35 protein-coding genes are annotated in these 25148 nt (G+C 60.6%); 1 reads left to right on the top strand and 34 read right to left on the bottom strand.

Annotated features, from left to right (window positions below; genetic code table 11):
- Positions 1-11: 11 nt before the first annotated feature.
- The 33 genes from OOZ63_RS02200 to rpsL all read right to left on the bottom strand — a co-directional run bounded on the left by OOZ63_RS02200 (position 12) and on the right by rpsL (position 19663).
- Positions 12-1001 (bottom strand): DNA-directed RNA polymerase subunit alpha, encoded by a 990-nt coding sequence (locus OOZ63_RS02200; RefSeq protein ID WP_124448780.1) that lies wholly within the window; start codon positions 999-1001, stop codon positions 12-14.
- 156 nt (positions 1002-1157) lie between these two features.
- Positions 1158-1781, bottom strand: coding sequence for a 30S ribosomal protein S4 (gene rpsD / locus OOZ63_RS02195; RefSeq protein WP_137945219.1), 624 nt, complete (start codon positions 1779-1781; stop codon positions 1158-1160).
- Positions 1782-1990: 209 nt separating this feature from the next.
- Positions 1991-2395: a 30S ribosomal protein S11 gene (rpsK, locus tag OOZ63_RS02190; RefSeq protein ID WP_133605042.1), complete on the bottom strand. Its 405-nt coding sequence runs from the start codon at positions 2393-2395 to the stop codon at positions 1991-1993.
- A 32-nt stretch (positions 2396-2427) separates the two neighbouring features.
- On the bottom strand, positions 2428-2793 hold the full coding sequence (gene rpsM, locus OOZ63_RS02185; protein WP_137945220.1) for a 30S ribosomal protein S13: 366 nt from the start codon (positions 2791-2793) through the stop codon (positions 2428-2430).
- Positions 2794-2827: 34 nt separating this feature from the next.
- Positions 2828-2941 carry a 50S ribosomal protein L36 gene (gene rpmJ / locus OOZ63_RS02180; protein WP_056194202.1) on the bottom strand — a complete coding sequence of 38 codons (114 nt, stop codon included), beginning with the start codon at positions 2939-2941 and terminating at the stop codon, positions 2828-2830.
- A 59-nt stretch (positions 2942-3000) separates the two neighbouring features.
- Positions 3001-3219 carry a translation initiation factor IF-1 gene (gene infA / locus OOZ63_RS02175; protein ID WP_137945221.1) on the bottom strand — a complete coding sequence of 73 codons (219 nt, stop codon included), beginning with the start codon at positions 3217-3219 and terminating at the stop codon, positions 3001-3003.
- Positions 3220-3262: 43 nt separating this feature from the next.
- Positions 3263-4573, bottom strand: coding sequence for a preprotein translocase subunit SecY (secY, locus tag OOZ63_RS02170; protein WP_137945222.1), 1311 nt, complete (start codon positions 4571-4573; stop codon positions 3263-3265).
- A 21-nt stretch (positions 4574-4594) separates the two neighbouring features.
- A complete protein-coding gene (rplO, locus tag OOZ63_RS02165) occupies positions 4595-5026 on the bottom strand; it encodes a 50S ribosomal protein L15 (RefSeq protein ID WP_137945223.1) in 432 nt (143 codons plus the stop codon).
- Between the two features lie 26 nt (positions 5027-5052).
- Positions 5053-5235 (bottom strand): 50S ribosomal protein L30, encoded by a 183-nt coding sequence (gene rpmD / locus OOZ63_RS02160; protein ID WP_137945224.1) that lies wholly within the window; start codon positions 5233-5235, stop codon positions 5053-5055.
- Positions 5236-5254: 19 nt separating this feature from the next.
- On the bottom strand, positions 5255-5773 hold the full coding sequence (gene rpsE, locus OOZ63_RS02155; protein ID WP_137945225.1) for a 30S ribosomal protein S5: 519 nt from the start codon (positions 5771-5773) through the stop codon (positions 5255-5257).
- Between the two features lie 18 nt (positions 5774-5791).
- Positions 5792-6157: a 50S ribosomal protein L18 gene (gene rplR / locus OOZ63_RS02150; protein ID WP_262971600.1), complete on the bottom strand. Its 366-nt coding sequence runs from the start codon at positions 6155-6157 to the stop codon at positions 5792-5794.
- 11 nt (positions 6158-6168) lie between these two features.
- Positions 6169-6702: a 50S ribosomal protein L6 gene (rplF, locus tag OOZ63_RS02145; RefSeq protein ID WP_266003641.1), complete on the bottom strand. Its 534-nt coding sequence runs from the start codon at positions 6700-6702 to the stop codon at positions 6169-6171.
- A gap of 19 nt (positions 6703-6721) precedes the next feature.
- Entirely contained in the window at positions 6722-7117 is a 396-nt protein-coding gene (gene rpsH, locus OOZ63_RS02140; RefSeq protein ID WP_137945228.1) for a 30S ribosomal protein S8, read from the bottom strand.
- Positions 7118-7141: 24 nt separating this feature from the next.
- Complete coding sequence (gene rpsN, locus OOZ63_RS02135) at positions 7142-7447, bottom strand: 30S ribosomal protein S14 (RefSeq protein ID WP_137945229.1); 306 nt, start codon at positions 7445-7447, stop codon at positions 7142-7144.
- A gap of 8 nt (positions 7448-7455) precedes the next feature.
- On the bottom strand, positions 7456-7995 hold the full coding sequence (gene rplE, locus OOZ63_RS02130; protein ID WP_137945230.1) for a 50S ribosomal protein L5: 540 nt from the start codon (positions 7993-7995) through the stop codon (positions 7456-7458).
- A 10-nt stretch (positions 7996-8005) separates the two neighbouring features.
- A complete protein-coding gene (rplX, locus tag OOZ63_RS02125; RefSeq protein WP_137945231.1) occupies positions 8006-8323 on the bottom strand; it encodes a 50S ribosomal protein L24 in 318 nt (105 codons plus the stop codon).
- A gap of 26 nt (positions 8324-8349) precedes the next feature.
- Positions 8350-8718: a 50S ribosomal protein L14 gene (gene rplN / locus OOZ63_RS02120; RefSeq protein ID WP_137945232.1), complete on the bottom strand. Its 369-nt coding sequence runs from the start codon at positions 8716-8718 to the stop codon at positions 8350-8352.
- Positions 8719-8998: 280 nt separating this feature from the next.
- Positions 8999-9508 (bottom strand): peroxiredoxin, encoded by a 510-nt coding sequence (locus OOZ63_RS02115; RefSeq protein WP_266003640.1) that lies wholly within the window; start codon positions 9506-9508, stop codon positions 8999-9001.
- A gap of 114 nt (positions 9509-9622) precedes the next feature.
- A complete protein-coding gene (gene rpsQ, locus OOZ63_RS02110; protein WP_137945234.1) occupies positions 9623-9895 on the bottom strand; it encodes a 30S ribosomal protein S17 in 273 nt (90 codons plus the stop codon).
- Positions 9892-10092 (bottom strand): 50S ribosomal protein L29, encoded by a 201-nt coding sequence (gene rpmC / locus OOZ63_RS02105; RefSeq protein WP_137945235.1) that lies wholly within the window; start codon positions 10090-10092, stop codon positions 9892-9894. Before rpmC ends, rpsQ begins: the two co-directional genes overlap by 4 nt.
- Positions 10093-10106: 14 nt before the next feature.
- Entirely contained in the window at positions 10107-10523 is a 417-nt protein-coding gene (gene rplP / locus OOZ63_RS02100) for a 50S ribosomal protein L16 (protein WP_137945236.1), read from the bottom strand.
- A gap of 3 nt (positions 10524-10526) precedes the next feature.
- Entirely contained in the window at positions 10527-11381 is an 855-nt protein-coding gene (gene rpsC, locus OOZ63_RS02095) for a 30S ribosomal protein S3 (RefSeq protein ID WP_137945237.1), read from the bottom strand.
- A 16-nt stretch (positions 11382-11397) separates the two neighbouring features.
- Positions 11398-11727: a 50S ribosomal protein L22 gene (gene rplV, locus OOZ63_RS02090; RefSeq protein WP_137945238.1), complete on the bottom strand. Its 330-nt coding sequence runs from the start codon at positions 11725-11727 to the stop codon at positions 11398-11400.
- Positions 11728-11738: 11 nt separating this feature from the next.
- Positions 11739-12017, bottom strand: coding sequence for a 30S ribosomal protein S19 (gene rpsS / locus OOZ63_RS02085; protein WP_133703194.1), 279 nt, complete (start codon positions 12015-12017; stop codon positions 11739-11741).
- Positions 12018-12027: 10 nt separating this feature from the next.
- Positions 12028-12852, bottom strand: a complete 825-nt coding sequence (gene rplB / locus OOZ63_RS02080; protein WP_137945239.1) for a 50S ribosomal protein L2 — start codon at positions 12850-12852, stop codon at positions 12028-12030.
- Positions 12852-13169, bottom strand: a complete 318-nt coding sequence (rplW, locus tag OOZ63_RS02075; RefSeq protein WP_137945240.1) for a 50S ribosomal protein L23 — start codon at positions 13167-13169, stop codon at positions 12852-12854. The genes rplB and rplW overlap by 1 nt, the downstream gene beginning before the upstream one ends.
- Positions 13166-13786 carry a 50S ribosomal protein L4 gene (rplD, locus tag OOZ63_RS02070; protein WP_137945241.1) on the bottom strand — a complete coding sequence of 207 codons (621 nt, stop codon included), beginning with the start codon at positions 13784-13786 and terminating at the stop codon, positions 13166-13168. Before rplD ends, rplW begins: the two co-directional genes overlap by 4 nt.
- Positions 13786-14457, bottom strand: a complete 672-nt coding sequence (gene rplC, locus OOZ63_RS02065; protein WP_262971602.1) for a 50S ribosomal protein L3 — start codon at positions 14455-14457, stop codon at positions 13786-13788. Before rplC ends, rplD begins: the two co-directional genes overlap by 1 nt.
- Positions 14458-14738: 281 nt before the next feature.
- Positions 14739-15050 carry a 30S ribosomal protein S10 gene (rpsJ, locus tag OOZ63_RS02060; RefSeq protein ID WP_056194266.1) on the bottom strand — a complete coding sequence of 104 codons (312 nt, stop codon included), beginning with the start codon at positions 15048-15050 and terminating at the stop codon, positions 14739-14741.
- Between the two features lie 88 nt (positions 15051-15138).
- On the bottom strand, positions 15139-16329 hold the full coding sequence (tuf, locus tag OOZ63_RS02055) for an elongation factor Tu (RefSeq protein ID WP_262971603.1): 1191 nt from the start codon (positions 16327-16329) through the stop codon (positions 15139-15141).
- Between the two features lie 150 nt (positions 16330-16479).
- Positions 16480-18582: an elongation factor G gene (gene fusA / locus OOZ63_RS02050; RefSeq protein ID WP_137945771.1), complete on the bottom strand. Its 2103-nt coding sequence runs from the start codon at positions 18580-18582 to the stop codon at positions 16480-16482.
- A gap of 69 nt (positions 18583-18651) precedes the next feature.
- Complete coding sequence (gene rpsG, locus OOZ63_RS02045) at positions 18652-19122, bottom strand: 30S ribosomal protein S7 (protein WP_119046632.1); 471 nt, start codon at positions 19120-19122, stop codon at positions 18652-18654.
- A 166-nt stretch (positions 19123-19288) separates the two neighbouring features.
- The gene (gene rpsL / locus OOZ63_RS02040) at positions 19289-19663 is read right to left on the bottom strand and encodes a 30S ribosomal protein S12 (RefSeq protein ID WP_137945770.1); all 375 of its coding nucleotides are present in this window, start codon (positions 19661-19663) and stop codon (positions 19289-19291) included.
- Between the two features lie 283 nt (positions 19664-19946).
- Between rpsL and OOZ63_RS02035 the strand changes: the two genes are divergently transcribed.
- Positions 19947-20426 (top strand): putative toxin-antitoxin system toxin component, PIN family, encoded by a 480-nt coding sequence (locus OOZ63_RS02035; protein WP_266003636.1) that lies wholly within the window; start codon positions 19947-19949, stop codon positions 20424-20426.
- Positions 20427-20927: 501 nt separating this feature from the next.
- Here the strand turns inward: OOZ63_RS02035 and rpoC are convergent.
- The gene (gene rpoC / locus OOZ63_RS02030) at positions 20928-25148 is read right to left on the bottom strand and encodes a DNA-directed RNA polymerase subunit beta' (protein WP_266003635.1); all 4221 of its coding nucleotides are present in this window, start codon (positions 25146-25148) and stop codon (positions 20928-20930) included.

Genomic DNA, 25148 nt, shown 5'->3' with positions numbered 1-25148 from the left:
TCAAAAACTAATTAACGCTTATCCAAACCTTGCGGCGGCCAGTTTTCCAGGCGGGCGCCCAGAGTCAGGCCACGCGAAGCGAGGACTTCCTTGATTTCATTGAGCGACTTGCGACCCAGATTCGGGGTCTTCAGCAGCTCGGTCTCGGTGCGCTGAATCAGATCGCCGATGTAGTAGATGTTCTCGGCCTTCAGGCAGTTGGCCGAACGAACGGTCAACTCGAGCTCATCAACAGGACGCAGCAGGATCGGGTCGAAACTGCTGGAACGCTGAGCCGGCTGGTCGAAGGCATCGACCAGATCGGTGCCTTGCAGCTGCGCGAACACGGCCAACTGCTCAACCAGGATCTTGGCCGAAGCGCGGATCGCCTCCTCAGGCGAGATGGCGCCGTTGGTTTCGATTTCCATGACCAGCTTGTCCAGATCGGTACGCTGCTCGACGCGCGCGTTCTCGACAGCGTAGCTGACGCGGCGCACGGGCGAGAAGGATGCGTCCAGCACGATACGGCCGATGCTCTTGGTCGGCTCGTCGCCATAGCGGCGCATCGTGCCCGGCACATAACCACGGCCCTTTTCGACCTTGATCTGCATGTCCAGCTTGCCGCCTTGCGACAGGTGGGCAATCACGTGCTCGGGATTGATGATCTCGACATCGTGCGGGGTCTGGATGTCGGCAGCCGTGACTGGACCTTCACCTTCCTTGCGCAGGACCAGAGTCACTTCTTCGCGGTTGTGCAGGCGGAACACCACGCCCTTGAGGTTCAACATGATGTGAACCACGTCTTCTTGCACACCGTCGATGGCCGAGTACTCGTGCAGCACGCCGGCAATCGTCACTTCAGTCGGCGCGTAACCCACCATCGAGGACAGCAGCACACGGCGCAGGGCATTGCCCAGAGTGTGGCCATAACCGCGCTCGAACGGCTCCAGCGTCACCTTGGCGCGATGGCCGCCCAGGGGCTCCACATTGATGGATTTGGGTTTCAGCAGGTTTGTTTGCATGAGGTCTTTCTTTCAATACCCTCGGTTCGTTACACCGATAAGGCTGAGGGACCAACCGGGCGCGGCCGGAACGGGCCCGGCCCGGACGAGATAAAGCCGAAGAAAACGGCAAGGCCGAGCGCGCTCCTGACGAGCCGCCCGGCCGGATCACTTCGATTAACGCGAGTACAACTCAACGATCAGCGATTCGTTGATCTCGGCGCCGAACTCGTCGCGGTCGGGAGCCTTCTTGAACACGCCTTCCAGCTTCGTACCATCCACCTGCACCCAGGCAGGCATGCCGATGGACTCGGCCAGCTTGAACGCGTCAACGATGCGCAGCTGCTTCTTGGCCTTCTCACGCACGGCGACTGTGTCACCGGCCTTCACCAGGTAGGAAGCGATGTTGACCACTTCGCCATTGACGGTAATGCCCTTGTGCGAGACCAGCTGACGCGCTTCGGCACGGGTCGAACCGAAGCCCATGCGATAGACGACGTTGTCCAGACGCGACTCCAGCAGTTGCAGCAGGTTCACACCCGTCGAGCCCTTGCGGCGCTCGGCTTCGGCGAAGTAGCGGCGGAACTGACGCTCCAGCACGCCGTACATGCGCTTGACCTTCTGCTTTTCACGCAGCTGCAGACCAAAGTCGGAAGTGCGCTGGCCGGAAGTACGGCCGTGCTGGCCGGGCTTCGAATCAAACTTGGCCTTGTCGCTGATCGAGCGGCGTGCGCTCTTCAGGAACAGGTCGGTGCCTTCGCGGCGGGAGAGTTTGGCCTTGGGGCCGAGGTAACGTGCCACTTTGCGTGTCCTTGTTCAATCTGACGCACAAAGTCCGTCGACTTGTGCGCGAGTCTGGCCAGTGTTTTTATCAGCTCAGACGGTGGGCTTATTGAAGTGTCGGCCGCCGCTCACACGAGGCCTCGACTTCAGCAAAACGGCCGGCTGGCGCTCGCGCGCCAGCCGGCTTGGGAAATCGAATCTGCGATTATCGCACTAAACCGAGAGGTTTAGATACGACGACGCTTTTGAGGGCGGCAGCCGTTGTGCGGCACCGGCGTCACGTCAGAGATCGAGTTGATGCGGATGCCCAATGCAGCCAAAGCACGCACCGAGGATTCGCGACCCGGGCCGGGGCCCTTGATCTTGACGTCCAGATTCTTGATGCCTTGCTCTTGAGCAGCGCGGCCGGCAACTTCGGCAGCCACCTGGGCAGCGAACGGAGTCGACTTGCGCGAGCCCTTGAAGCCTTGACCACCGGAAGAGGCCCAGGACAGAGCGCCACCTTGACGATCGGTGATCGTGATGATGGTGTTGTTGAACGAAGCGTGGACGTGCGCAACGCCGTCGGCAACGTTCTTGCGAACCTTCTTGCGAACGCGCTGGGCAGCCGAGTTATTAGGTGCTTTTGCCATGTGAACCTTCTTTCAATGCTGTGGCAGCGTGATCACTTCTTGCCGGTCGCAGCCGACTTGCGCGGACCCTTGCGGGTACGTGCATTTGTGCGGGTGCGTTGACCGCGCATCGGCAGGCCACGGCGATGACGGAAGCCGCGGTAGCAGCCCAGATCCATCAAGCGCTTGATGTTGATCGACATCTCGCGGCGCAGATCGCCTTCGATGGTCATGCGGCCCACTTCTTCACGGATCTTTTCCAGATCTGCGTCGGTGAGGTCCTTGACCTTCTTGTCGAACGGAATACCGCAAGTCGTGCAGATCTTCTGTGCGGTCGTACGGCCAATGCCGTAGATCGAAGTCAGACCGATCTCAGTGTGCTTTTGCGGCGGAATGTTGATACCAGCAATACGTGCCATGTGCGTCCTCTAATTCGCTCGTGTCGTGCAGCAATCAGCCCTGGCGCTGCTTGTGGCGGGGATCGGTACAGATCACACGCACCACGCCCTTGCGGCGGATGATCTTGCAATTGCGGCACATTTGCTTAACGGATGCCGAAACTTTCATGGTCTGCTCCTTGACCTACTCTAAATCGCTCAAACAGCGCGTCCGGGGAATGAACAAGCTCACTTCGCCCGGAAAACGATGCGAGCACGACTCAAATCGTAGGGCGTGAGTTCCACCGTCACTTTGTCTCCAGGCAGGATACGGATGTAGTGCATCCGCATCTTGCCGGAGATGTGACCGAGGACCACATGCCCGTTCTCCAACTTCACACGAAACGTTGCGTTGGGGAGATTTTCTTGGATCTCACCCTGCATCTGAATGACGTCGTCTTTCGCCATGCCGTTCAGGTTCAGTTGGAACCGTTGGTATTACCTCAGCTTGTCAGCTGGCCTTGAAATTTGCCTTCTTCAGCAGCGATTCGTACTGCTGACTCATCACATAAGACTGCACCTGAGCCCAGAAGTCCATGGTGACCACGACGATGATCAACAAGGAGGTACCGCCAAAATAGAACGGCACGTTGTACTTCAGAACCAAAAACTCAGGCAACAGACAGACGGCGGTGATATAGATGGCGCCGGCCAAGGTCAGTCGCGACAAGATCTTGTCAATATGCTTGGCGGTCTGATCGCCGGGACGGATCCCGGGAATGAACGCACCACTCTTCTTCAGGTTGTCCGCAGTCTCACGGCTGTTAAAAACCAGCGCCGTGTAGAAGAAGCAGAAAAACACGATGGCAGCGGCGTACAGCAGCACATAGATCGGCTGGCCCGGACGCAGCATGTCAGCGAGGTCTTTCAACCAGCGCAGCCCATCACCGGTAGCAAACCAACTCACCACAGTGGTCGGCAGCAGGATGATGGATGACGCGAAGATCGGCGGGATCACGCCCGACATGTTCAGCTTCAGCGGCAGATGCGAGCTCTGACCGCCATAGACCTTGTTGCCGACCTGGCGCTTGGCATAGTTCACCAAGATCTTGCGCTGACCGCGTTCAACAAAGACTACAGCGTAGGTCACACCGATCACCAGCGCCACGATGAAGATCGAAGCAATGATGCTCATTGCGCCGGTCCGCACCAGCTCCAGCAACCCGGCCACCGCACCCGGCAGACCCGCAGCGATACCGCCGAAGATCAGGATCGAGATGCCGTTACCCAGACCGCGCTCGGTGATCTGCTCACCCAGCCACATCAGGAACATTGTGCCAGCCACCAGGCTCGTCACCGCAGTCATGCGGAAACCGAAACCAGGATCAATCACCAGACCCGGCGAACTCTCAAGCGCAAGCGCAATGCTCAGCGATTGGAAAATGGCCAGGCCCAACGTGCCGTAACGGGTGTACTGCGTGATCTTGCGACGCCCTGCTTCGCCTTCCTTCTTCAGCGCTTCCAAGCTCGGCACCACATGCGTCATCAACTGCATGACGATGGAGGCCGAAATGTAGGGCGTTATACCCAGCGCCAAGACAGCGAAACGGGACAGCGCACCGCCCGAGAACATATTGAACAGGCTCAGGATGCCGCCCTGCTGACCCTTGAAGAGCTGCTGCAGTTGGGCCGGGTCGATGCCGGGCACGGGGATATGTGCCCCGATCCGATACACCACCAGCGCCAGCAGCAGGAACACAAGCCGACGACGGAGGTCGCCGAACTTGCCGCTCTTGGCCAGTTGGTTTGCGTTGGTTGCCACTGTGCCTATCCTGTAGCTCTATTAAGCGACCGTGCCGCCAGCGGCTTCGATGGCTGCCTTGGCACCCGCCGTTGCGCCCACGCCCTTGAGCGTGATCTTGCGGCTGATGGCGCCCGACAGGATGACCTTGACGGTCTTTGCCAGTTCGGGAACCAGGCCTACGGCCTTCAGGGTCAGCACGTCGATTTCGTCACCGGCCAGCACCTGCAGATCGCTCAGCGTGATCTCGGCGTTGTACTTCAGCGATTGCGACTTGAAACCGCGCTTGGGCAGGCGACGCTGCAAAGGCATTTGACCGCCTTCGAAGCCCACCTTGTGGTAGCCACCGGCACGCGACTTTTGACCCTTGTGGCCGCGGCCAGCGGTCTTGCCCAGACCGGAGCCAATGCCACGACCCACGCGACGCTTGGCGTGCTTGGCACCAGCGGCAGGCTTGATGGTATTGAGTTGCATCTTCTAGTCCTCAGTTCGTGTGGTGCTTACAGCACCTGCACGAGGTAGGCGATCTTGTTGATCATGCCGCGAACCGCAGGCGTGTCTTCCAACACGCTGGTGCTGTTCAGCTTGCGCAGACCCAGGCCAACCACGGTGGCACGGTGCGACGCACGGGTACCAATGGGGCTGCGGACCAGCTTGACCGTCAAAGTTTTCTTGTCAGACATCAGTCTCTCCAGTGCAGCTTCAGTTGAGGATGTCTTCAACTGTCTTGCCGCGCTTGGCTGCGACTTGCGCGGCCGTGGTGGAACGCTTCAGAGCGTCCAGCGTGGCGCGAACCATGTTGTAAGGGTTGGTCGAACCGTGGCTCTTGGTCACGATGTCGGTCACGCCCATCACTTCGAAGACGGCGCGCATCGGGCCGCCGGCGATCACGCCGGTACCGGCCTTGGCCGGAATCATCATCACGTGGGCAGCGCCGTGGTCACCGTTCACACTGTGGTGAATCGTGCCATTGCGCAGATCGACCTTGACCATATTGCGACGGGCGGCTTCCATTGCCTTTTGCACGGCGACCGGAACTTCTTTCGCCTTGCCCTTGCCCATGCCGATACGGCCATCGCCGTCGCCGACCACCGTCAGTGCTGCGAAGGACAGCGTACGGCCGCCCTTGACCACCTTGGTGACGCGATTGACCGCGATCATCTTTTCCTTCAGGCCGTCGTCATTGCCTTCGGTCTGCGCGCGGGGTTGAAATTTTGCCATTTCGTATTCCTTGTTGCGTCAGAACTGCAGGCCGGCTTCGCGGGCTGCTTCGGCCAGTGCCTTGACTCGGCCATGGTAGGCAAAGCCCGCACGGTCGAAAGCCACCTTCTCGACGCCTGCAGCCTTGGCCTTCTCGGCGACACGCTTGCCCACCAAGACGGCAGCAGCGACGTTGCCGCCCTTGCCATTGCCACCCAGTTCGGCGCGGACTTCCTTCTCGGCAGTCGAAGCGCTGGCCAGCACCTTGGTGCCGCAGTCGGAAATGACGCTGGCGTAAATGTGCAGGTTGGAGCGGAACACCGTCAGGCGTGCCACGCGCTGGATTGCAATCCGGGCGCGGGTTTGACGCGAGCGACGGATGCGCTGTTCTTTTTTGGTCAACATTGCGCTGCTCCTTACTTCTTCTTGGTCTCTTTGAGGGAGACCTTCTCGTCGGAATAGCGGATGCCCTTGCCCTTATAAGGCTCTGGCGGACGGAAGGCGCGCACTTCAGCGGCAATCTGTCCGACCACTTGGCGGTCCGCGCCCTTGATCAGGATTTCGGTCTGGGTGGGGCACTCAACCTTGATACCAGCCGGCATGTCCTTCACCACAGGGTGAGAGAAACCGATCTGCAGGTTCAGCTTCTGGCCCTGAGCCTGGGCACGGAAGCCCACGCCCACCAGATTCAGCTTCTTCTCGAAACCCTTGCTCACACCGTTGACCATATTGGCCACCAGTGCGCGCATCGTGCCGCTCAGCGCATCAGCGTCGGCCGATTCGTTGGCGGGGGCGAAAGTCAGCTTGCCAGCTTCGTTCTTGATGATGACCTGGGGGTTGGCTGCACGCACCAACGTACCCTGGGCACCCTTCACGCTGATTTGCTCAGCGGTGATCGTCACATCCACACCAGCGGGGACGGCGACCGGCATTTTTCCTACGCGGGACATTGTTTAAATCTCCTTGCGCTTAGGCGACGTAGCAGAGCACTTCGCCGCCGATACCGGCTTGACGTGCTTTGCGGTCGGTCATCACACCCTTGGGGGTGGTGACAATCGCCACACCCAGGCCATTCATGACCTGCGGGATGTCGTGGCGGCCCTTGTAAATGCGCAGGCCGGGACGGCTCACGCGCTCGATGCGCTCGATCACCGGGCGACCGGCGTAATACTTCAGCGCAATCTCCAACTCGGGGCGGGCGGCTTCACCGCGCACCGCGAATCCATCGATATAACCCTCGTCCTTCAGGACCTTGGCGATCGCGATCTTCAACTTAGACGAAGGCATCACGACGCTGGCTTTCTCAACGCTTTGGGCGTTGCGAATGCGAGTCAGCATATCGGCGATAGGATCACTCATGCTCATATGAAAATCTCCTAAACCTGCCGATTACCAGCTGGCCTTGACGACACCGGGGATGTCGCCCTTGAAGGCCAGCTCGCGAATTTTGTTACGGCCCAGGCCGAACTTGCGGAACGTGCCGCGGGGACGGCCGGTCAACTCGCAGCGGTTACGCAGGCGGGTCGGGTAGGCGTTACGGGGGAGCTTTTGCAGCTCCAGGCGGGCTGCATAGCGCTCTTCTTCCGACTTCTTGAAGTCGTCGATGATGGCTTTCAGTTCCGCATACTTCTTGGCGTACTTGGCGACCAGTTGTTCGCGCTTCAGCTCACGTTGCTTAATCGAGAGTTTTGCCACAGGTCACCTCAGTTCTTGAACGGGAACTTGAATGCAGCCAACAGGGCCTTGCACTCATCGTCCGACTTGGCCGTGGTGGTGATGCTGATATTCAGACCACGCAGCGCGTCAACCTTGTCGTAATCGATTTCCGGGAAAATGATCTGCTCTTTGACGCCGATGTTGTAGTTACCACGACCATCGAACGAGCGACCCGAGATACCACGGAAGTCACGAACGCGCGGCAGCGCGACCGTCACGAAGCGGTCCAGGAATTCATACATCTGAACACCACGCAGGGTGACCATGCAGCCGATCGGCACTTGCTCGCGGATCTTGAAACCCGCAATTGCCTTCTTGGACTTGGTGACCACGGGCTTTTGGCCGGCGATCTTGGTGAGGTCGCCAACGGCGTGGTCCATCACCTTCTTGTCCGCAACCGCCTCGCTCACACCCATATTGAGCGTGATCTTGGTGATGCGCGGCACTTCCATGACCGACTTGTAGCCAAACTTCTCAACGAGGCCTGGCACAACTTTTTCGCGATAAAACGCTTGCAAACGAGCCATGTCGGACCTCTTAAGCCTTGATCTCTTCGCCGGTCGACTTGTAAACGCGCACCTTCTTGCCATCGGCGAGCAACTTGATGCCCACGCGATCGGCCTTGCCGGATGCAGCGTTAAAAATCGCCACGTTGGATTGATGGATCGGCATCGTCTTATCGACCACACCGCCGGTGGTGCCCTTCATCGGGTTGGGCTTGACGTGCTTCTTGACGACATTGACGCCGTCCACCACGAGGTGGGCGTCGTCGACACGCTGCGACACGGTGCCGCGCTTGCCTTTGTCGCGGCCGGTCAACACGATGACCTGGTCGCCTTTACGAATCTTGTTCATGGCAATACCTTTGTCTATGGCTGTGCTCAGAGCACCTCAGGCGCCAGCGACACGATCTTCATGAAACGCTCGGTACGCAGTTCACGCGTCACCGGGCCGAAGATACGAGTGCCGATGGGCTCCAGCTTGGCGTTCAGCAGCACGGCGGCATTGCCGTCGAACTTGACCAAAGAGCCGTCTTGGCGGCGCACGCCCTTGGCAGTGCGAACCACCACCGCGCTGTAGATCTCGCCTTTTTTGACGCGACCGCGCGGAGCAGCTTCTTTGATGCTGACCTTGATGATGTCGCCAATGCCGGCATAACGACGCTTGGACCCGCCAAGCACCTTGATGCACATGACGGATTTAGCGCCAGTGTTGTCCGCGACGTCGAGCCGCGATTGCATTTGAATCATGTCTGTCCCCAACTTTTCCCTCGTCCAGCGCTGCAACCAATTTGCAGCCACCTTCAGCGGTCAGTCTTGGGCCCGTGGACCGTTCGCTCGGATCCGTTTAGATCCTTGCGCCCGGCAGTTATGGGCGAACCCGAGGCCATAACGCACTAGAAAGTGCGCCTGACGTTCGGCGAAGCTTTAGATTATGCGTCAGGGCCCACGCCAATGTCAAGCGTTAACCCCGAAGAACTTTGCAGGCCGGCATGGCGGACTTCGCGATGCCAGCCCGATCTGCCAAAGTTCAGAGCGCCTGAGCCTGGCTCAGCAAGGTGGCAGCATCGCTGACCTCGAACTTGCCGGGCGCCTCGACATTCAACGACTTCACAATGCCGTCGACGACCAACATCGAGTAGCGCTGCGAACGCAGACCCATGCCACGCGAAATCAGATCCAACGTCAGGCCGGTGGCCTTGGCGAAATCAGCGCTGCCATCGGCCATCATGCGGACCTTGCCAGCCGTCTTCTGCTCGCGGCCCCAGGCACCCATCACGAACGCATCATTGACCGACACGCACCAGATCTCGTCGACACCAGCCGCCTTGAAGGCCTCGGCCTGCTGCACATAGCCCGGCACATGCTGGGCCGAGCAGGTCGGCGTGAATGCGCCAGGCAACGCGAAGATCGCAATCTTCTTGCCGGCGGTCGCCTTATCGATGTCAAAGCTATTGGGGCCTAGCGAGCAGCCATCGCCCTCTACCTCAATGAATTCATTGAGCGTGCCTGCAGGCAGCTTGTCTCCGACTTTCAGCATTGTTGATCTCCTTGTTCACAATGAAAAACGGCCGGACGCCAGTATTCCAGCGTTCCGGCCGTCTGAGCCATTGGGGAGCACAAAACCCCGCAACGGCCTGGACTTCAGCGGCGATTAAACGACTTGCGCCTTCTCGACCAGACGGGTCACAACCCAGCTCTTGGTCTTGGACAGCGGGCGGCCTTCGGCGATCTCGACCACATCACCCATCTTGTACTCGCCCTTTTCGTCATGGGCGTGGTACTTGCGGGAACGGGCCACGATCTTGCCGTAGAGCTCGTGCTTGGCACGGCGCTCGATCAGCACGGTCACAGTCTTGGAGCGCTTGTCGCTGACCACGCGACCGATCAGGGTACGCGTGTTCTTTTCTTGAGCTTGCGTAGTCATTTCGCGGCTCCCTTCTTCTTCTCGGCCAACACGGTCTTGACGCGAGCAATGTCACGGCGCGTATTGCCCAACACGGTGTGGTTGGTCAATTGTTGCGTCGCTTTTTGCATGCGCAGGCCGAAATGGGCCTTCAGCAGGTCAGTCACTTCCTTTTCCAAGGCAGCGACATCCTTGCCACGCAGTTCAGATGCTTTCATGGTGTCTTTCCTCTTCAGCTGCCGACCTGGCGGGTCACGAAGGTGCAGCTCAGCGGCAGCTTTGCAGCAGCCAGCGTGAACGCTTCGCGAGCCAGGGCTTCCGGCACACCGTTGACTTCATAGAGCACCTTGCCAGGCTGAATCTCAGCGACGTAGTACTCAGGGTTGCCCTTACCGTTACCCATACGGACTTCGGCGGGCTTCTGGGAGATCGGCTTGTCCGGGAAGATGCGGATGAAGATACGACCACCGCGCTTGATGTGGCGCGAGATCGCACGACGTGCAGCTTCAATCTGGCGGGCCGTCAGACGACCACGCTCAGTTGCCTTCAGGCCGAAATCGCCAAAAGACACGGCAGCGCCGCGGGTAGCAACACCGGTGTTGCGACCCTTTTGCTCCTTGCGGTATTTGCGACGAGCTGGTTGCAGCATTTTTTATTCTCCTTTGGGCTCGCCGGCCACGGGGGCGGCGGGCTTGCGGACGACGCGCTTGGCGGCGGGCTGGCCGGCGGCGCCTGCGTCAGCTGCCGGGGCGGCGTCACGCGGACCACGATCACCACCGGGACGGCCACGGCCGGTCGGCGCACCCGGGCGGGTGTTGCGACGCGGACGACGGTCGTCTTCGGCACCTGCCGGCGTATTGATCACCGGCGCTTCGCCATTGGCGAGGCGGTCACCACGGTAGACCCAGACCTTGACGCCAATGACGCCGTAGGTGGTCTTCGCTTCAGAGAAGCCGTAGTCGATGTCAGCCTTCAGGGTGTGCAGCGGCACACGGCCTTCGCGATACCACTCGGTACGAGCGATTTCGATGCCATTCAGACGGCCGGCAGACATGATCTTGATACCCTGGGCGCCCAGGCGCATCGCGTTCTGCATCGCACGCTTCATGGCGCGACGGAACATGATGCGCTTCTCGAGCTGCTGGGTGATCGAGTCAGCGATCAGTTGAGCATCGATTTCAGGCTTGCGCACTTCTTCGATGTTGACTGCCACCGGCACGCCCAGACGCTTCGTCAGTTCGGCCTTGAGGTTTTCGATGTCCTCGCCCTTCTTGCCGATCACCACACCCGGACGTGCCGAGTAAATGGTGATGCGGGCGTTCTTGGCGGGGCGTTCGATCAGAATGCGCGACACGGCGGCACTCTTCAGGCGGGCCTTTAGGAACTCGCGAACACGCAGATCTTCGGCCAGCATCGTGGCGAAGTTCTGGTTCGACGCGTACCAGCGCGACGCCCAGTTACGGGTGACGGGCAGGCGGAAGCCGGTTGGGTGGATTTTTTGTCCCATAGTCTTCTTTCAGCCTTCAGTTGCCGACCGACACGAAGATGTGGCAGGTGGGCTTGCTGATGCGATTACCGCGGCCCTTGGCGCGAGCGGAGAAACGCTTCAGAGTGGCACCTTGCTCCACATAGATCGTGGTGACCTTGAGTTCATCAATGTCAGCGCCGTCGTTGTGCTCGGCGTTGGCGATGGCGCTCTCGAGCGCCTTCTTGATGATCACGGCCGCCTTCTTCTGGGTGAATTCCAGGATGTTGAGCGCCTGGTCCACCTTCTTGCCGCGGATCAGGTCAGCCACCAGGCGACCCTTGTCACACGAGAGGCGAACGCCGCGAACGATTGCTTTGGTTTCCATCGTTGGCATCCTTACTTCTTCCCGGCCTTCTTGTCGGCCGGATGGCCTTTGAAGGTGCGGGTCAGTGCGAATTCACCCAGCTTGTGGCCGACCATCTGGTCAGACACATACACCGGCACGTGTTGCTTGCCGTTGTGCACAGCGATCGTCAGACCGATGAACTCGGGCAGGATCGTCGAGCGACGCGACCAGGTCTTGATAGGCTTTTTGTCCTTGTTGGCAACCGCCTTGTCGACCTTGGCCAACAGGTGATGGTCAACGAACGGGCCCTTCTTCAATGAACGAGTCATGGCCTACCCTTTACTTCTTGCGACGCGAAACGATGAACGTCTGCGTGCGCTTGTTGTTACGAGTGCGGTAGCCCTTCGTGAGGGTGTTCCACGGCGACACAGGCGCTTGGCCTTCGCCGGTACGACCTTCACCACCACCGTGCGGGTGATCCACCGGGTTCATTGCCGTACCGCGAACGGTCGGGCGGATACCCTTCCAACGGATCGCACCGGCCTTGCCGTACTGGCGCAGCTGATGCTCTTCGTTGCTGACCTCGCCGATCGTGGCGCGGCAGTCGATGTGGATACGACGCACTTCACCCGAGCGCAAGCGCAGCTGAGCGTAGACACCTTCACGAGCCATCAACACCACGGACACGCCGGCCGAACGCGCGATCTGCGCGCCCTTGCCAGGCAGCATCTCGATGCAGTGGATCGTCGAACCCACCGGAATGTTGCGGATGGGCAGGGTGTTACCGGCCTTGATCGGGGCTTCCGCGCCGCTCAAGATCGTTGCACCAACTTCCAGACCACGCGGAGCGATGATGTAGCGACGCTCACCGTCGGCGTAGCACACCAGAGCGATGTGGGCCGTGCGGTTCGGGTCGTACTCGATGCGCTCAACCTTGGCCGGGATGCCGTCCTTGTTGCGCTTGAAATCGACCACGCGGTAGTGGTGCTTGTGACCACCGCCCTTGTGGCGAATTGTGATGTGACCGTTGTTGTTACGGCCAGAGTTCTGCTTTTGCGGCTCAAGCAGCGACGCCTCGGGCGCGCCCTTGTGCAGGTGCTTGTGCACCACCTTGACCACGGCACGTCGGCCAGGCGAGGTTGGTTTGACTTTAACGACGGCCATTACGCAGCCTCCCCGGAGAAGTTGAGCTCTTGGCCCGCCTTCAGCGACACATACGCCTTCTTGACGTGGTCGCGGCGACCGATGGAACGGCCGAAGCGCTTGACCTTGCCCTTGACGTTGACGACGTTCACAGCCTCGACCTCGACCTTGAACATCAGTTCAACAGCGGCCTTGATCTCGGGCTTGGTGGCGTCACGCAGCACCTTGAACAACACTTGGTTGTGCTTCTCAGCAACCGACGTGGCCTTCTCGGACACGATGGGAGCCAGCAGCACGGAGGCCAGACGGCCTTCGGAATACTTGGTGGGGGCGCTCATGCCAGCATCTCCTTGAGTTGCTCCATCGCAGCCTTGGTCACCAACACCTTCTTGTAGTGAACCAGGGACAGCGGATCGGCGTAGCGCGGCTCGCAAACCAGCACGTTGTGCAGATTGCGCGAGGCCAGCAGCATGTTGTCGGAGACTTCGTTGGCGATCAGCATCACCGACTCCAGACCCATGGCCTTGAACTTGGCAGCCAGCAGCTTGGTCTTCGGGGCTTCGATATCGATAGCCTCGACCACCGACAGGCGGCCTTCACGAGCGAGCTGCGAGAGGATGGCGGCCATACCGGCGCGGTACATCTTCTTGTTCAGCTTGTGCGTGAAGTTCTCGTCCGGCATGTTCGGGAAAATCCGACCACCCCCGCGCCACAGCGGCGAGGACGTCATACCGGCACGTGCGCGGCCAGTTCCCTTTTGACGGAACGGCTTCTTGGTCGAGTGCTTGACCTGTTCGCGATCCTTCTGGGCGCGGGTACCTTGGCGGGCATTGGCCTGAAAGGCCACGACCACTTGGTGCACCAGGGCTTCGTTGTAATCGCGAGCGAAGACGGTGTCAGGAGCATCCACCTTGGCGGTGGCCTGACCTTGCTCATTCAGGAGCTCGAGCTGCATCAGTTGGCTCCTTTCTTGAGCTTGACCTTGACAGCAGGACGCACGACCACGTGGCCGTTCTTGGCGCCCGGCACAGCACCGCGGACCAGCAGCAGCTGACGAGCCTCGTCAACGCGCACGATGTCCAGGTTCTGGGTGGTCACGGTTTCGTCGCCCATATGGCCCGACATCTTCTTGCCAGGGAACACGCGGCCCGGATCCTGCGCCATCGAGATGGAGCCAGGAACGTTGTGCGAGCGGCTGTTACCGTGGGAAGCGCGTTGCGAACCGAAGTTGTGACGCTTGATCGTGCCTTCGAAGCCCTTACCGATGGACGTGCCCTGCACGTCAACGGTCTGGCCGGCAGCGAACAACGAGACCGGCACCTGGGCGCCCGCCTTGTATTCGGCAGCGACGGCGGCGTCGACACGGAATTCCTTCAGGATACGACCGGCTTCAACGCCCGCTTTCGCGAGGTGACCGGCTTCCGGCTTGGTGACGCGCGAAGCTTTGCGCGTGCCGAACGCCACTTGAATGGCGCTGTAGCCGTCGTTTTCTACGGTCTTGATCTGGGTCACGCGGTTGTTGGACACATCCAGCACCGTCACAGGGATGGCGTCGCCATCGTCCGTGAAGATGCGCATCATGCCCACCTTGCGGCCCAGCAATCCGAGACGATTGCTTAGACTCATGGTTATTTCTCCAGCCCTCTAAGGTTTCCCTCAAAGGCTATTGCGAACACCCGACATCGATTGGCCGGGCTGACCAGTGCACCGCAAGCACCCAATAAGGCAGCGTTTGCGATGCGCCAAACCCGCGCAGGCAAAAGCATGCGCGGCAAAAGCTGGCGAGTATAGCGTGAACCCTAGTAAAGGCGCAAGCGCTGTCATGCGCTCGTCAAGAAAAAGGGGCAATCTTACGATCGCCCCTTCTTTGATCGCCGTTTGCCGGGATTCAGCAAACCGCGCCTTGCTTACTGCAGCTTGATCTCGACGTCGACGCCAGCAGGCAGGTCGAGCTTCATCAAGGCGTCGACCGTCTTGTCGGTCGGGTCGACGATGTCCATCAGGCGCTGGTGGGTGCGGATTTCGAACTGGTCGCGCGAGGTCTTGTTGACGTGCGGCGAACGCAGGATGTCAAAACGCTCCATGCGCGTCGGCAGGGGCACAGGACCCTTGACGATGGCACCGGTACGCTTGGCGGTTTCCACGATTTCAAGCGCCGACTGGTCGATCAGCTTGTAGTCGAAGGCCTTCAGGCGGATGCGGATCTTTTGCTTTTGCATGACTATTCCTTCAAAGAGCGAGTGGCCGAGGCCACGAGGTTTGTGAGGCCCGGACTCTGAACAGGTCCGGGCCGGTCACGCAAAAGACTTAGGCGATGATGGTCGCCACGACGCCGGAGCCGACGGTACGACCGCCTTCACGGATGGCGAAGCGCAGGCCGGTTTCCATCGCGATCGGAGCAATCAACTTCACGGTGATGCTGACGTTGTCGCCAGGCATGACCATTTCCTTGTCCGCCGGCAACTCCACGGCACCGGTCACGTCCGTCGTGCGGAAGTAGAACTGGGGGCGGTAGTTGTTGAAGAACGGGGTGTGACGGCCGCCCTCTTCCTTGGACAAGACATAGATCTCGGCCGTGAAGTGAGTGTGCGGCTTGATCGAGCCAGGCTTGGCCAGCACTTGGCCGCGCTCGACGTCTTCACGCTTGGTGCCGCGCAGCAGGATGCCGACGTTATCGCCAGCTTGACCCTGGTCCAGCAGCTTGCGGAACATTTCCACGCCGGTCACGGTGGTCTTCTGCACGTCGCGGATACCGACGATTTCGATTTCCTCGCCAACCTTGATGATGCCGCGCTCAACGCGACCGGTCACCACGGTGCCGCGGCCCGAGATCGAGAACACGTCTTCCACCGGCAGCAAGAAGGTGCCGTCAACGGCGCGGTCCGGCTGGGGGATGTAGGTGTCCAGCGCATCGGCCAGGCGCATGATGGCTTGCTCGCCCAGGTCGCCCGTGTCGCCTTCCAGCGCCAGCTTGGCCGAACCCTTGATGATGGGGGTGTCGTCGCCCGGGAAGTCGTACTTGCTCAGCAGCTCGCGCACTTCCATTTCGACCAGCTCGAGCAGCTCGGCGTCGTCGACCATGTCGCACTTGTTCAGGAAGACGATGATGAACTTCACGCCGACCTGACGCGCCAGCAGGATGTGCTCGCGAGTCTGGGGCATCGGGCCGTCAGCGGCCGAGCACACCAGGATCGCACCGTCCATCTGGGCAGCGCCGGTGATCATGTTCTTCACATAGTCAGCGTGGCCGGGGCAGTCCACGTGAGCGTAGTGGCGGTTGGCCGTTTCGTACTCGACGTGAGCGGTATTGATCGTGATGCCGCGCGCCTTCTCTTCGGGCGCTGCATCGATCTGGTCGTAGGCCTTGGCCTCGCCGCCGAACTTCTTCGACAGCACCGTCGCGATCGCTGCCGTCAGCGTCGTCTTGCCATGGTCAACGTGACCGATGGTGCCGACGTTCACGTGCGGCTTGGTGCGTTCAAATTTACCTTTTGCCATTTTTCAATCTCCAGAAAAGAGCATGCGCCAGTCTGTGGGTTTAGCGTTTCCGCAGAGTTCTTGAACCCCGGCGACTGGCAGCCAGGAGAGCCTCTGCGAAGACGATCTTGTGGGGAGACCAGCGCCCGAGGACGCCGGTCCAGATACTGCTTACTTGCCGCGCGCAGTGATGATGGCGTCAGCAACGTTCTTCGGGGCTTCCGAGTAGTGCTTGAACTCCATCGTGTACGTAGCACGACCTTGCGACATCGAGCGCAGCGTGGTCGAGTAGCCGAACATCTCCGACAACGGCACTTCGGCCTTGATGGACTTGCCGCCGCCGACCATGTCATCCATGCCCTGAACCATGCCGCGACGCGAGGACAGATCGCCCATCACGTTACCAGCATAGTCTTCCGGCGTTTCGACTTCCACAGCCATCATTGGCTCCAGAATCACCGGCGAAGCCTTACGGCAGCCTTCCTTGAAGCCCATCGAAGCGGCCATCTTGAACGCGTTTTCGTTCGAGTCGACTTCGTGGTACGAACCGAAGGTCAGCGTGACCTTGACGTCCACCACCGGGAAGCCGGCCAACACGCCGTTGGGCAGCGAGTCGATGATGCCCTTCTCAACCGCCGGGATGTATTCGCGAGGAACCACACCGCCCTTGATCGCATCGACGAACTCGAAGCCCTTGCCCGGCTCCTGCGGCTCGACGGTCAGCACGACGTGGCCGTACTGGCCCTTGCCGCCCGACTGGCGCACGAACTTGCCTTCGACGTCAGAAGCGGTCTTGCGGATCGTCTCGCGGTAGGCCACCTGCGGCTTGCCGACGTTGGCTTCCACGCCGAACTCGCGCTTCATGCGGTCGACGATGATTTCCAGGTGCAGCTCGCCCATGCCCGAGATGATGGTCTGGCCCGACTCTTCATCGGTGCGCAGACGGAAGGACGGATCTTCCTTGGCCAAGCGGCCCAGGGCGATACCCATCTTTTCCTGATCGGCCTTGGTCTTGGGCTCAACGGCCTGCGAGATCACCGGCTCCGGGAACACCATCTTTTCCAAGGTGATGATCGATTCCGGATCGCACAACGTTTCGCCGGTGGTGACGTCCTTCAGACCCACGCAAGCAGCGATGTCGCCGGCGAGAATTTCCGAGATTTCTTCACGCTGGTTGGCGTGCATCTGCAGAATACGGCCGATACGCTCCTTCTTGCCGCGAATCGGGTTGAACACCGAGTCGCCCGACTTCAGCACGCCCGAATAGACGCGCACGAAAGTCAGCTGACCAACATAGGGGTCGGTCATCAGCTTGAAAGCCAGTGCTGAGAACTTGGCCTCGTCCGAAGCATCCCGCGTTGTCGGCTGGTCGTCTTCGTCGGTGCCCGGCACCGGCGGCACGTCGATCGGCGAAGGCATGAAGTCGATCACGCCGTCCAGCATGCGCTGCACGCCCTTGTTCTTGAAGGCGGTGCCGCAGAACATCGGCTGGATTTCAGCAGCGATGGTACGGGTGCGAATGCCCAGAACAATTTCCTCTTCGGACAGTTCGCCCGACTCGAGGTACTTGTTCATCATGTCTTCGCTGGACTCAGCCGCAGCCTCGACCAGGTTGTCACGCCACTTCTGGGCATCGGCCTGCATTTCGGCCGGGATGTCGCGGTAGTCGAACTTCATGCCTTGAGAAGCATCGTCCCAGTAGATCGCCTTCATCTTGATGAGGTCGATCACACCGAGGAAGTTCTCCTCAGCACCGATAGGCAGCACGACGGGCACGGGGTTGGCCTTCAGGCGAACCTTCATCTGCTCGACGACTTTGTAGAAATTCGCGCCGGTACGGTCCATCTTGTTGACGAAGGCCAGGCGAGGCACCTTGTACTTGTTGGCCTGGCGCCAGACAGTCTCGGACTGCGGCTGCACGCCGCCCACGGCGCAGTAGACCATGCAAGCACCGTCCAGCACGCGCATCGAACGCTCAACTTCAATCGTGAAGTCCACGTGTCCGGGCGTGTCAATGATGTTGATGCGGTGCTCGGGGCGGGCCAGATCCATACCCTTCCAGAAGCAGGTGGTGGCAGCCGAGGTAATCGTGATGCCACGCTCTTGCTCTTGCTCCATCCAGTCCATGGTGGCGGCGCCATCATGCACTTCACCAATCTTGTGGTTCACACCCGTATAAAACAGGATGCGCTCGGTCGTCGTGGTCTTGCCGGCATCGATGTGCGCAGAGATACCGATATTGCGGTAGCGCTCGATGGGGGTCTTGCGGGCCATGGTGTCACTCCAAATGCAGTGAGCCGCCAACGGGTCAGTAGTAACCCGAGGCGGCCGGAACGGGGAAGATTAGAAGCGGAAGTGCGAGAACGCCTTGTTCGCTTCAGCCATGCGGTGAACTTCGTCACGCTTCTTCATGGCGCCGCCGCGGCCTTCAGCGGCCTCCAGCAGCTCATTGGCCAGACGCTGGGCCATGGACTTTTCACCGCGCTTGCGGGCCGACTCTTTGAGCCAGCGCATGGCCAAGGCCATACGACGGACGGGGCGAACTTCCACGGGAACTTGGTAGTTCGCACCGCCGACGCGGCGGGACTTCACTTCGACCATGGGCTTCACGTTGTTCAGGGCGACCATGAACACTTCCAGCGGATCCTTGCCGATCTTCTTCTCGACCTGGTCGAGGGCACCATAAATGATGCGCTCGGCGACGGCCTTCTTGCCCGATTCCATGATGACGTTCATGAACTTGGACAGATCGACGCTACCGAACTTGGGATCCGGCAGGATTTCGCGCTTGGGTACTTCGCGACGACGTGGCATGGGAATCTTCCTCTTGCTTCAGTTGGTGCGGGCATTTGCCCGACGACCTTGGACGACCACCGACATCAGGGGCCATCCACTTACTCGGCTGCTGCATGCCTTGGGCAATGCACAAACCGCAAAAAATCTGGCGACAGCCTGGGGCCGCACCATGACAACCTGTTGATTACTTCTTCGGACGCTTCGCGCCGTACTTGGAACGCGACTGCTTGCGGTCTTTCACGCCCTGCAAGTCCAGCGAACCGCGCACGATGTGATAACGCACACCCGGCAAGTCCTTAACACGACCGCCGCGCACCAGCACAACGCTGTGCTCTTGCAGGTTGTGGCCTTCACCGCCGATGTACGAGATGACCTCGAAACCGTTGGTCAGACGCACCTTGGCGACCTTACGCAGCGCGGAGTTCGGCTTCTTAGGCGTGGTGGTGTACACGCGGGTGCACACGCCACGACGCTGAGGGCAGTCCTGCATCGCCGGCGACTTGGATTTCGTGACCTCGGCCTGACGGCCGTGGCGCACGAGCTGATTGATAGTTGGCATAAGTAACTTGTTCCCGTTTGAAGTCACAGATCTCTCGGCAGCAGCAGCCCCAATGGCTTTCAAAACGCCCCAGACCTCCACCACCGCTAGAAACGAACAAAAGCACCACGCCTGGGCGCGGTGCGTTTTCATTTCAGTCAGAGGTGGCTGTAGACGCAGCTAGACCTGCCGAAGAGCCTGCGATTGTAGCCCAGCTCGGCGCCAGGACACAAGCGAGCCCGTGTGGCCGCCCCAGCGGCAGGCTTCGCCAGGGTATGCTGCGCGCCCGAACCCGAGGGCTGCGATGCTGATTCCGACACCCGACGAGTGCCCGCTGCTCGTCATCGACACACAGGTCGTGATGGACTGGCTGGTCTTCAAGGACCCATCGACTCAGGCCCTGGCTGCCGCGCTTGAGTCCGGCCAGGCCCAATGGATAGGCGCGCCCAGCATGCTGGCCGAGCTCAGGCATGTGCTGGGCCGGGGCGTGGCGGCAAGCTATGCGCCGGACCCCGAACTGATCGAAGCGACCTTCGCACGGCTCTGCCGAACGGTTGACCAAGCGCCTCCGCCGGCCGTTCGCCTGATCTGCCGGGACCCGGATGACCAGGTCTTTATCGACTTGGCGCTGGCCGCGTCGGCGCGCTGGCTGATCTCGCGCGATCGCGCCGTACTGGCCCTGGCCAAACGCGCGCGCAAGCAGGGGCTGGACATTCTGACGCCGCTGACCTGGAACAAGCAGCGGGCAGGATCCAGTCCGATCGGCATAGCCCCCCCCCGTTAGGAGCCCCCCGCTGCCGTATCGGCATGCGAGATCGCACCGGGCGGTTCGATCGCTTGGTGTCGCGAGCGTCTTGGCAGCCCCAAGCCTTCGAAGGGTGCGGTTGGCAGGGTTGTTTTGAGAAGACGGACGCTATTGCCTCACCCTCATGCAGTTGCGCATCGCTTCGTTCGTCGTGCTCAACTTACGACCGGACTTACACCCGATCGGCCCAGGGGACCTCCTCGGGAAGCTCGCGCTTGCCAAACCACCCGGCTTGCGGGTCCGCAGCGGGCGGTTCCAGAGCTTGGGGTGATGAAGGAGAGAGACTGGGTACGCCGAGACGGTCGAAGTAAGCGATGGACGAGACTCGGTTGATCTGACCGGTGCTGTTGCACCACCATCGGCGTGCTACGCCGCTATGTGCTCATATCGTGCACACCAGCAGTGCGCCAATGCTGGGCGCACCATGGAAAAGGGCCACCCGAGGGTGACCCTTTGAGGCTTGGAGAGAAGCGATGAGTCTTACTCGGCGCTGCCTTCCGACGCACTGTCGACGCTGGCCATCTGAGCAGCAGCCAATTCCTCGGCCTCCTGCTGGGCGATGGAGCGGCGCTCGGCGTCGTCCATGCTTTCCTTGGCACGACGGGCGTCGTGGAAGGCCATGCCGGTACCGGCAGGGATCAAGCGGCCGACGATGACGTTTTCCTTCAGACCGCGCAGTTCGTCGCGCTTGCCCATGATGGCAGCCTCGGTCAGCACGCGGGTGGTTTCCTGGAAGGAAGCCGCAGAGATGAAAGAATCCGTCGACAACGAAGCCTTGGTGATACCCAGCAGCACATCGGCGTGGGTAGCAATCATCTTGCCCTCCGCGCGCAGACGGTCGTTGGTATCCAGCAGTTCCGAGCGCTCGACCTGCTCGTTGACGATGTAGTGCGAGTCGCCTGAGTTCGTGATCTGCACGCGACGCAGCATCTGGCGAACGATCACCTCGATGTGCTTGTCGTTGATCTTCACGCCCTGCAAGCGATACACGTCCTGCACTTCGTCAACGATATAGCGAGCCAGCTCTTCGATGCCCAGCAGACGCAGGATGTCTTGCGGGTCGGCAGCGCCGTCCACAATCAACTCGCCGCGATTGACCACCTGGCCTTCGTGCACCAGGATGTTCTTCTCCTTGGGCACCAGCTCTTCGTGCTTGCTGCCATCCGGGTCGGTGATTTCCAGGCGAATTTTGCCCTTGGTCTCCTTACCGAACGAGACCGTACCGGTACGCTCAGCCAGCACGCCTACATCCTTGGGCGAACGGGCTTCGAACAACTCAGCCACACGCGGCAGACCGCCGGTAATGTCGCGAGTCTTCTGGCCTTCGACCGGGATACGCGCCAGCACTTCGCCAGGGAACAGGTCCTGACCGTCGCGGATCTGAATCAGCGAGCCAACCTGGAAGCCGATCGTCACCGAGTGGTCGGTGCCGGGGATCTTCACTTCGTTGCCATTGACGTCGAGCAGTTTGACCTGCGGGCGGATCACCTTGGCAGCGCCGCGGCGCTTGGGATCGATCACCACCAGCGTGGACAGGCCGGTCACTTCGTCGACCTGCTTGGCCACCGTCACGCCTTCTTCCACATTCTCGAAGGTCGCCTTGCCGGCGAACTCGGTAATGATGGGGCGGGTCAGCGGGTCCCAGTTCGCCAAGATCGTGCCAGCCTTGATGGTCTGGTCGGCCTTGATGTTCAGGATCGCGCCGTACGGCACCTTGTGGCGCTCGCGCTCGCGGCCATGCGGGTCGGCAATGATGATTTCGCCGGAACGCGAAATCACCACCAGATCGCCCTTGCCGTTAGTGACGTAGCGCATCGTGGCATTGAAGCCGATGATGCCGTCCGACTTGGCTTCGACGCTCGACGCCACCGCTGCGCGCGACGCCGCACCGCCGATGTGGAAGGTACGCATCGTCAGCTGGGTACCCGGCTCACCGATCGACTGCGCGGCAATCACGCCGACAGCTTCACCCGTGTTGACCAGGCCACCACGGCCCAGGTCGCGACCATAGCACTTGGCGCAGAGGCCAAAGCGCGTGGCGCATGTCAGCGGGGTGCGCACCTTGATCTCGTCGACGCCGGCCTGCTCGAGCATGTCCAGCGTGTCTTCGTCCAGCATATTTCCGGCCGTCAGCAGCACGCCTTGAGTCTCAGGGTGCAGCACATCGATGGCCGCAACACGACCCAACACGCGGTCGCGCAGCGATTCGATGACTTCACCGCCTTCGACCAGGGCACGCATATTCATGCCGTTGTCAGTGCCGCAATCCACTTCGGTGACGACCAGATCCTGGGTCACATCGACCAGACGACGGGTCAGGTAGCCCGAGTTCGCGGTCTTCAGCGCCGTATCCGCCAGGCCCTTACGAGCGCCGTGGGTGGAGATGAAGTACTGCAGAACGTTCAGACCTTCGCGGAAGTTCGCCGTGATGGGTGTCTCGATGATCGAGCCGTCAGGCTTGGCCATCAGACCTCGCATACCGGCCAGCTGGCGGATCTGCGCGGCAGAACCCCGGGCGCCCGAGTCGGCCATCATGTAGATGGAGTTGAAAGACTCCTGATCCACTTCGCGGCCGTTTCGGTCGATGGTCTTCTGCTTGGACAGCTGGGTCATCATGACCTTGCCGACCTCGTCACCGGTCTTGCCCCAGATGTCGACGACCTTGTTGTAGCGTTCGCCGGCGGTCACCAGGCCCGAGACATATTGCTGCTCGATTTCCTTGACTTCCTTCTCGGCACGCTCGATCAGCAGCGGCTTCTCGGGCGGCACCAACATATCGTCCACAGCGATCGAGATACCGGCGCGCGTGGCCAGCTTGAAACCGCTTTGCAGCAGCTTGTCGGCCAGCACGACGGTTTCCTTCAGGCCGCACTTGCGGAACGAGGTGTTGATCAGGCGCGAGATCTCCTTCTTCTTCAGCGCCTTGTTGATGTTGGCGAAAGGCAGGCCCTTCGGCAATATCTCGCTGAGTAGGGCGCGGCCGACGGTGGTGTCCACCAACTTGGTCTCGGCGACCCACTCGCCGGTTTCCTTGTTCTTGGTGTACTCGGTCAGGCGCACGCTGATCTTGGCGGTGATCTCGACCACGCCGTTTTCCAGCGCACGAATCAGCTCGGGGATGTCCGAGAAGATCAAGCCCTCGCCCTTGCCGTTGATGCGCTCACGGGTCGCGTAGTACAGACCCAGCACCACGTCTTGCGAAGGCACGATCGACGGTTCGCCAGAGGCAGGGAACAGCACATTGTTGGAGGCCAGCATCAAGGTGCGGGCTTCCATCTGCGCTTCGATCGACAGCGGCACGTGAACAGCCATCTGGTCACCGTCGAAGTCGGCATTGAAGGCGGCGCAGACCAGCGGATGCAGCTGGATGGCCTTGCCTTCGATCAGCACCGGCTCGAAGGCCTGGATGCCCAGACGGTGCAGCGTGGGAGCGCGGTTCAGCAGAACTGGATGCTCCTTGATGACCTCTTCCAGGATGTCCCAGACCACCGGCGTGCCGGATTCGACTTCCTTCTTGGCAGCCTTGATCGTCGTCGCGATGCCCATGGCTTCGAGGCGCGAGAAGATAAAGGGCTTGAACAGTTCAAGCGCCATCAGCTTTGGCAGACCGCACTGATGCAGCTTCAGAGTCGGGCCCACCACGATGACCGAACGGCCCGAGTAGTCGACGCGCTTGCCCAGCAAGTTCTGACGGAAGCGACCGCTCTTGCCCTTGATCATGTCGGCCAGCGACTTCAGGGCACGCTTGTTCGCGCCGGTCATCGCCTTGCCGCGACGGCCGTTGTCCAGCAGAGAGTCGACGGCTTCCTGCAGCATGCGCTTTTCGTTGCGCACGATGATCTCAGGAGCCTTGAGCTCGAGCAGACGGGCCAGGCGGTTGTTGCGGTTGATGACGCGGCGATACAGATCGTTCAGATCCGAGGTCGCGAAGCGGCCGCCGTCCAGCGGCACCAACGGACGCAGGTCCGGTGGCAGCACAGGCAGCACTTCCAACACCATCCAGTTCGGCTTGATGCCGGACTTCTTGAAGGCTTCCATCACCTTCAGGCGCTTGGAGTTCTTCTTGACCTTGAGCTCCGAGCCAGTCATGTCGTTGCGCAGGCGATCGATCTCGACGTCGAGATCCATCTCCTCCAGCAGCTTCTTGATACCCTCGGCACCCATCAGCGCGATGAACTCGTCACCGAACTCCAGGCGCTTCGCGTCGTAGTCGTCCTCGGTCATGATCGAGAACTTCTTCAGCGGGGTCATGCCCGGGTCGACGACCACATACGCTTCAAAGTACAGCACGCGCTCGATGTCGCGCAGCGTCATGTCGAGCACGAGGCCCAGACGCGAGGGCAGCGACTTCAAGAACCAGATGTGGGCGCAGGGCGCGGCCAGGTCGATATGACCCATGCGATCGCGACGCACCTTGGTCTGGGTGACTTCAACGCCGCACTTCTCGCAGATCACGCCGCGGTGCTTCAGGCGCTTGTACTTGCCGCACAGGCACTCGTAGTCCTTGATCGGGCCGAAGATCTTGGCGCAGAACAGGCCATCACGCTCGGGCTTGAAAGTCCGGTAGTTGATGGTCTCGGGCTTCTTCACCTCACCGAAGGACCACGAGCGGATCTTCTCTGGCGAGGCCAGGCGGATCGCAATCGCGTCGAAGTGCTCGTCGGGCGTGAATTGCTTGAACAGGTCCAGCAAACCTTTCAT

The organism is Paucibacter sp. PLA-PC-4 (assembly GCF_026241155.1).
Taxonomy (GTDB): Bacteria; Pseudomonadota; Gammaproteobacteria; order Burkholderiales; family Burkholderiaceae_C; genus Roseateles_E.
This window is presented reverse-complemented; position numbering and strand designations above follow the sequence as displayed.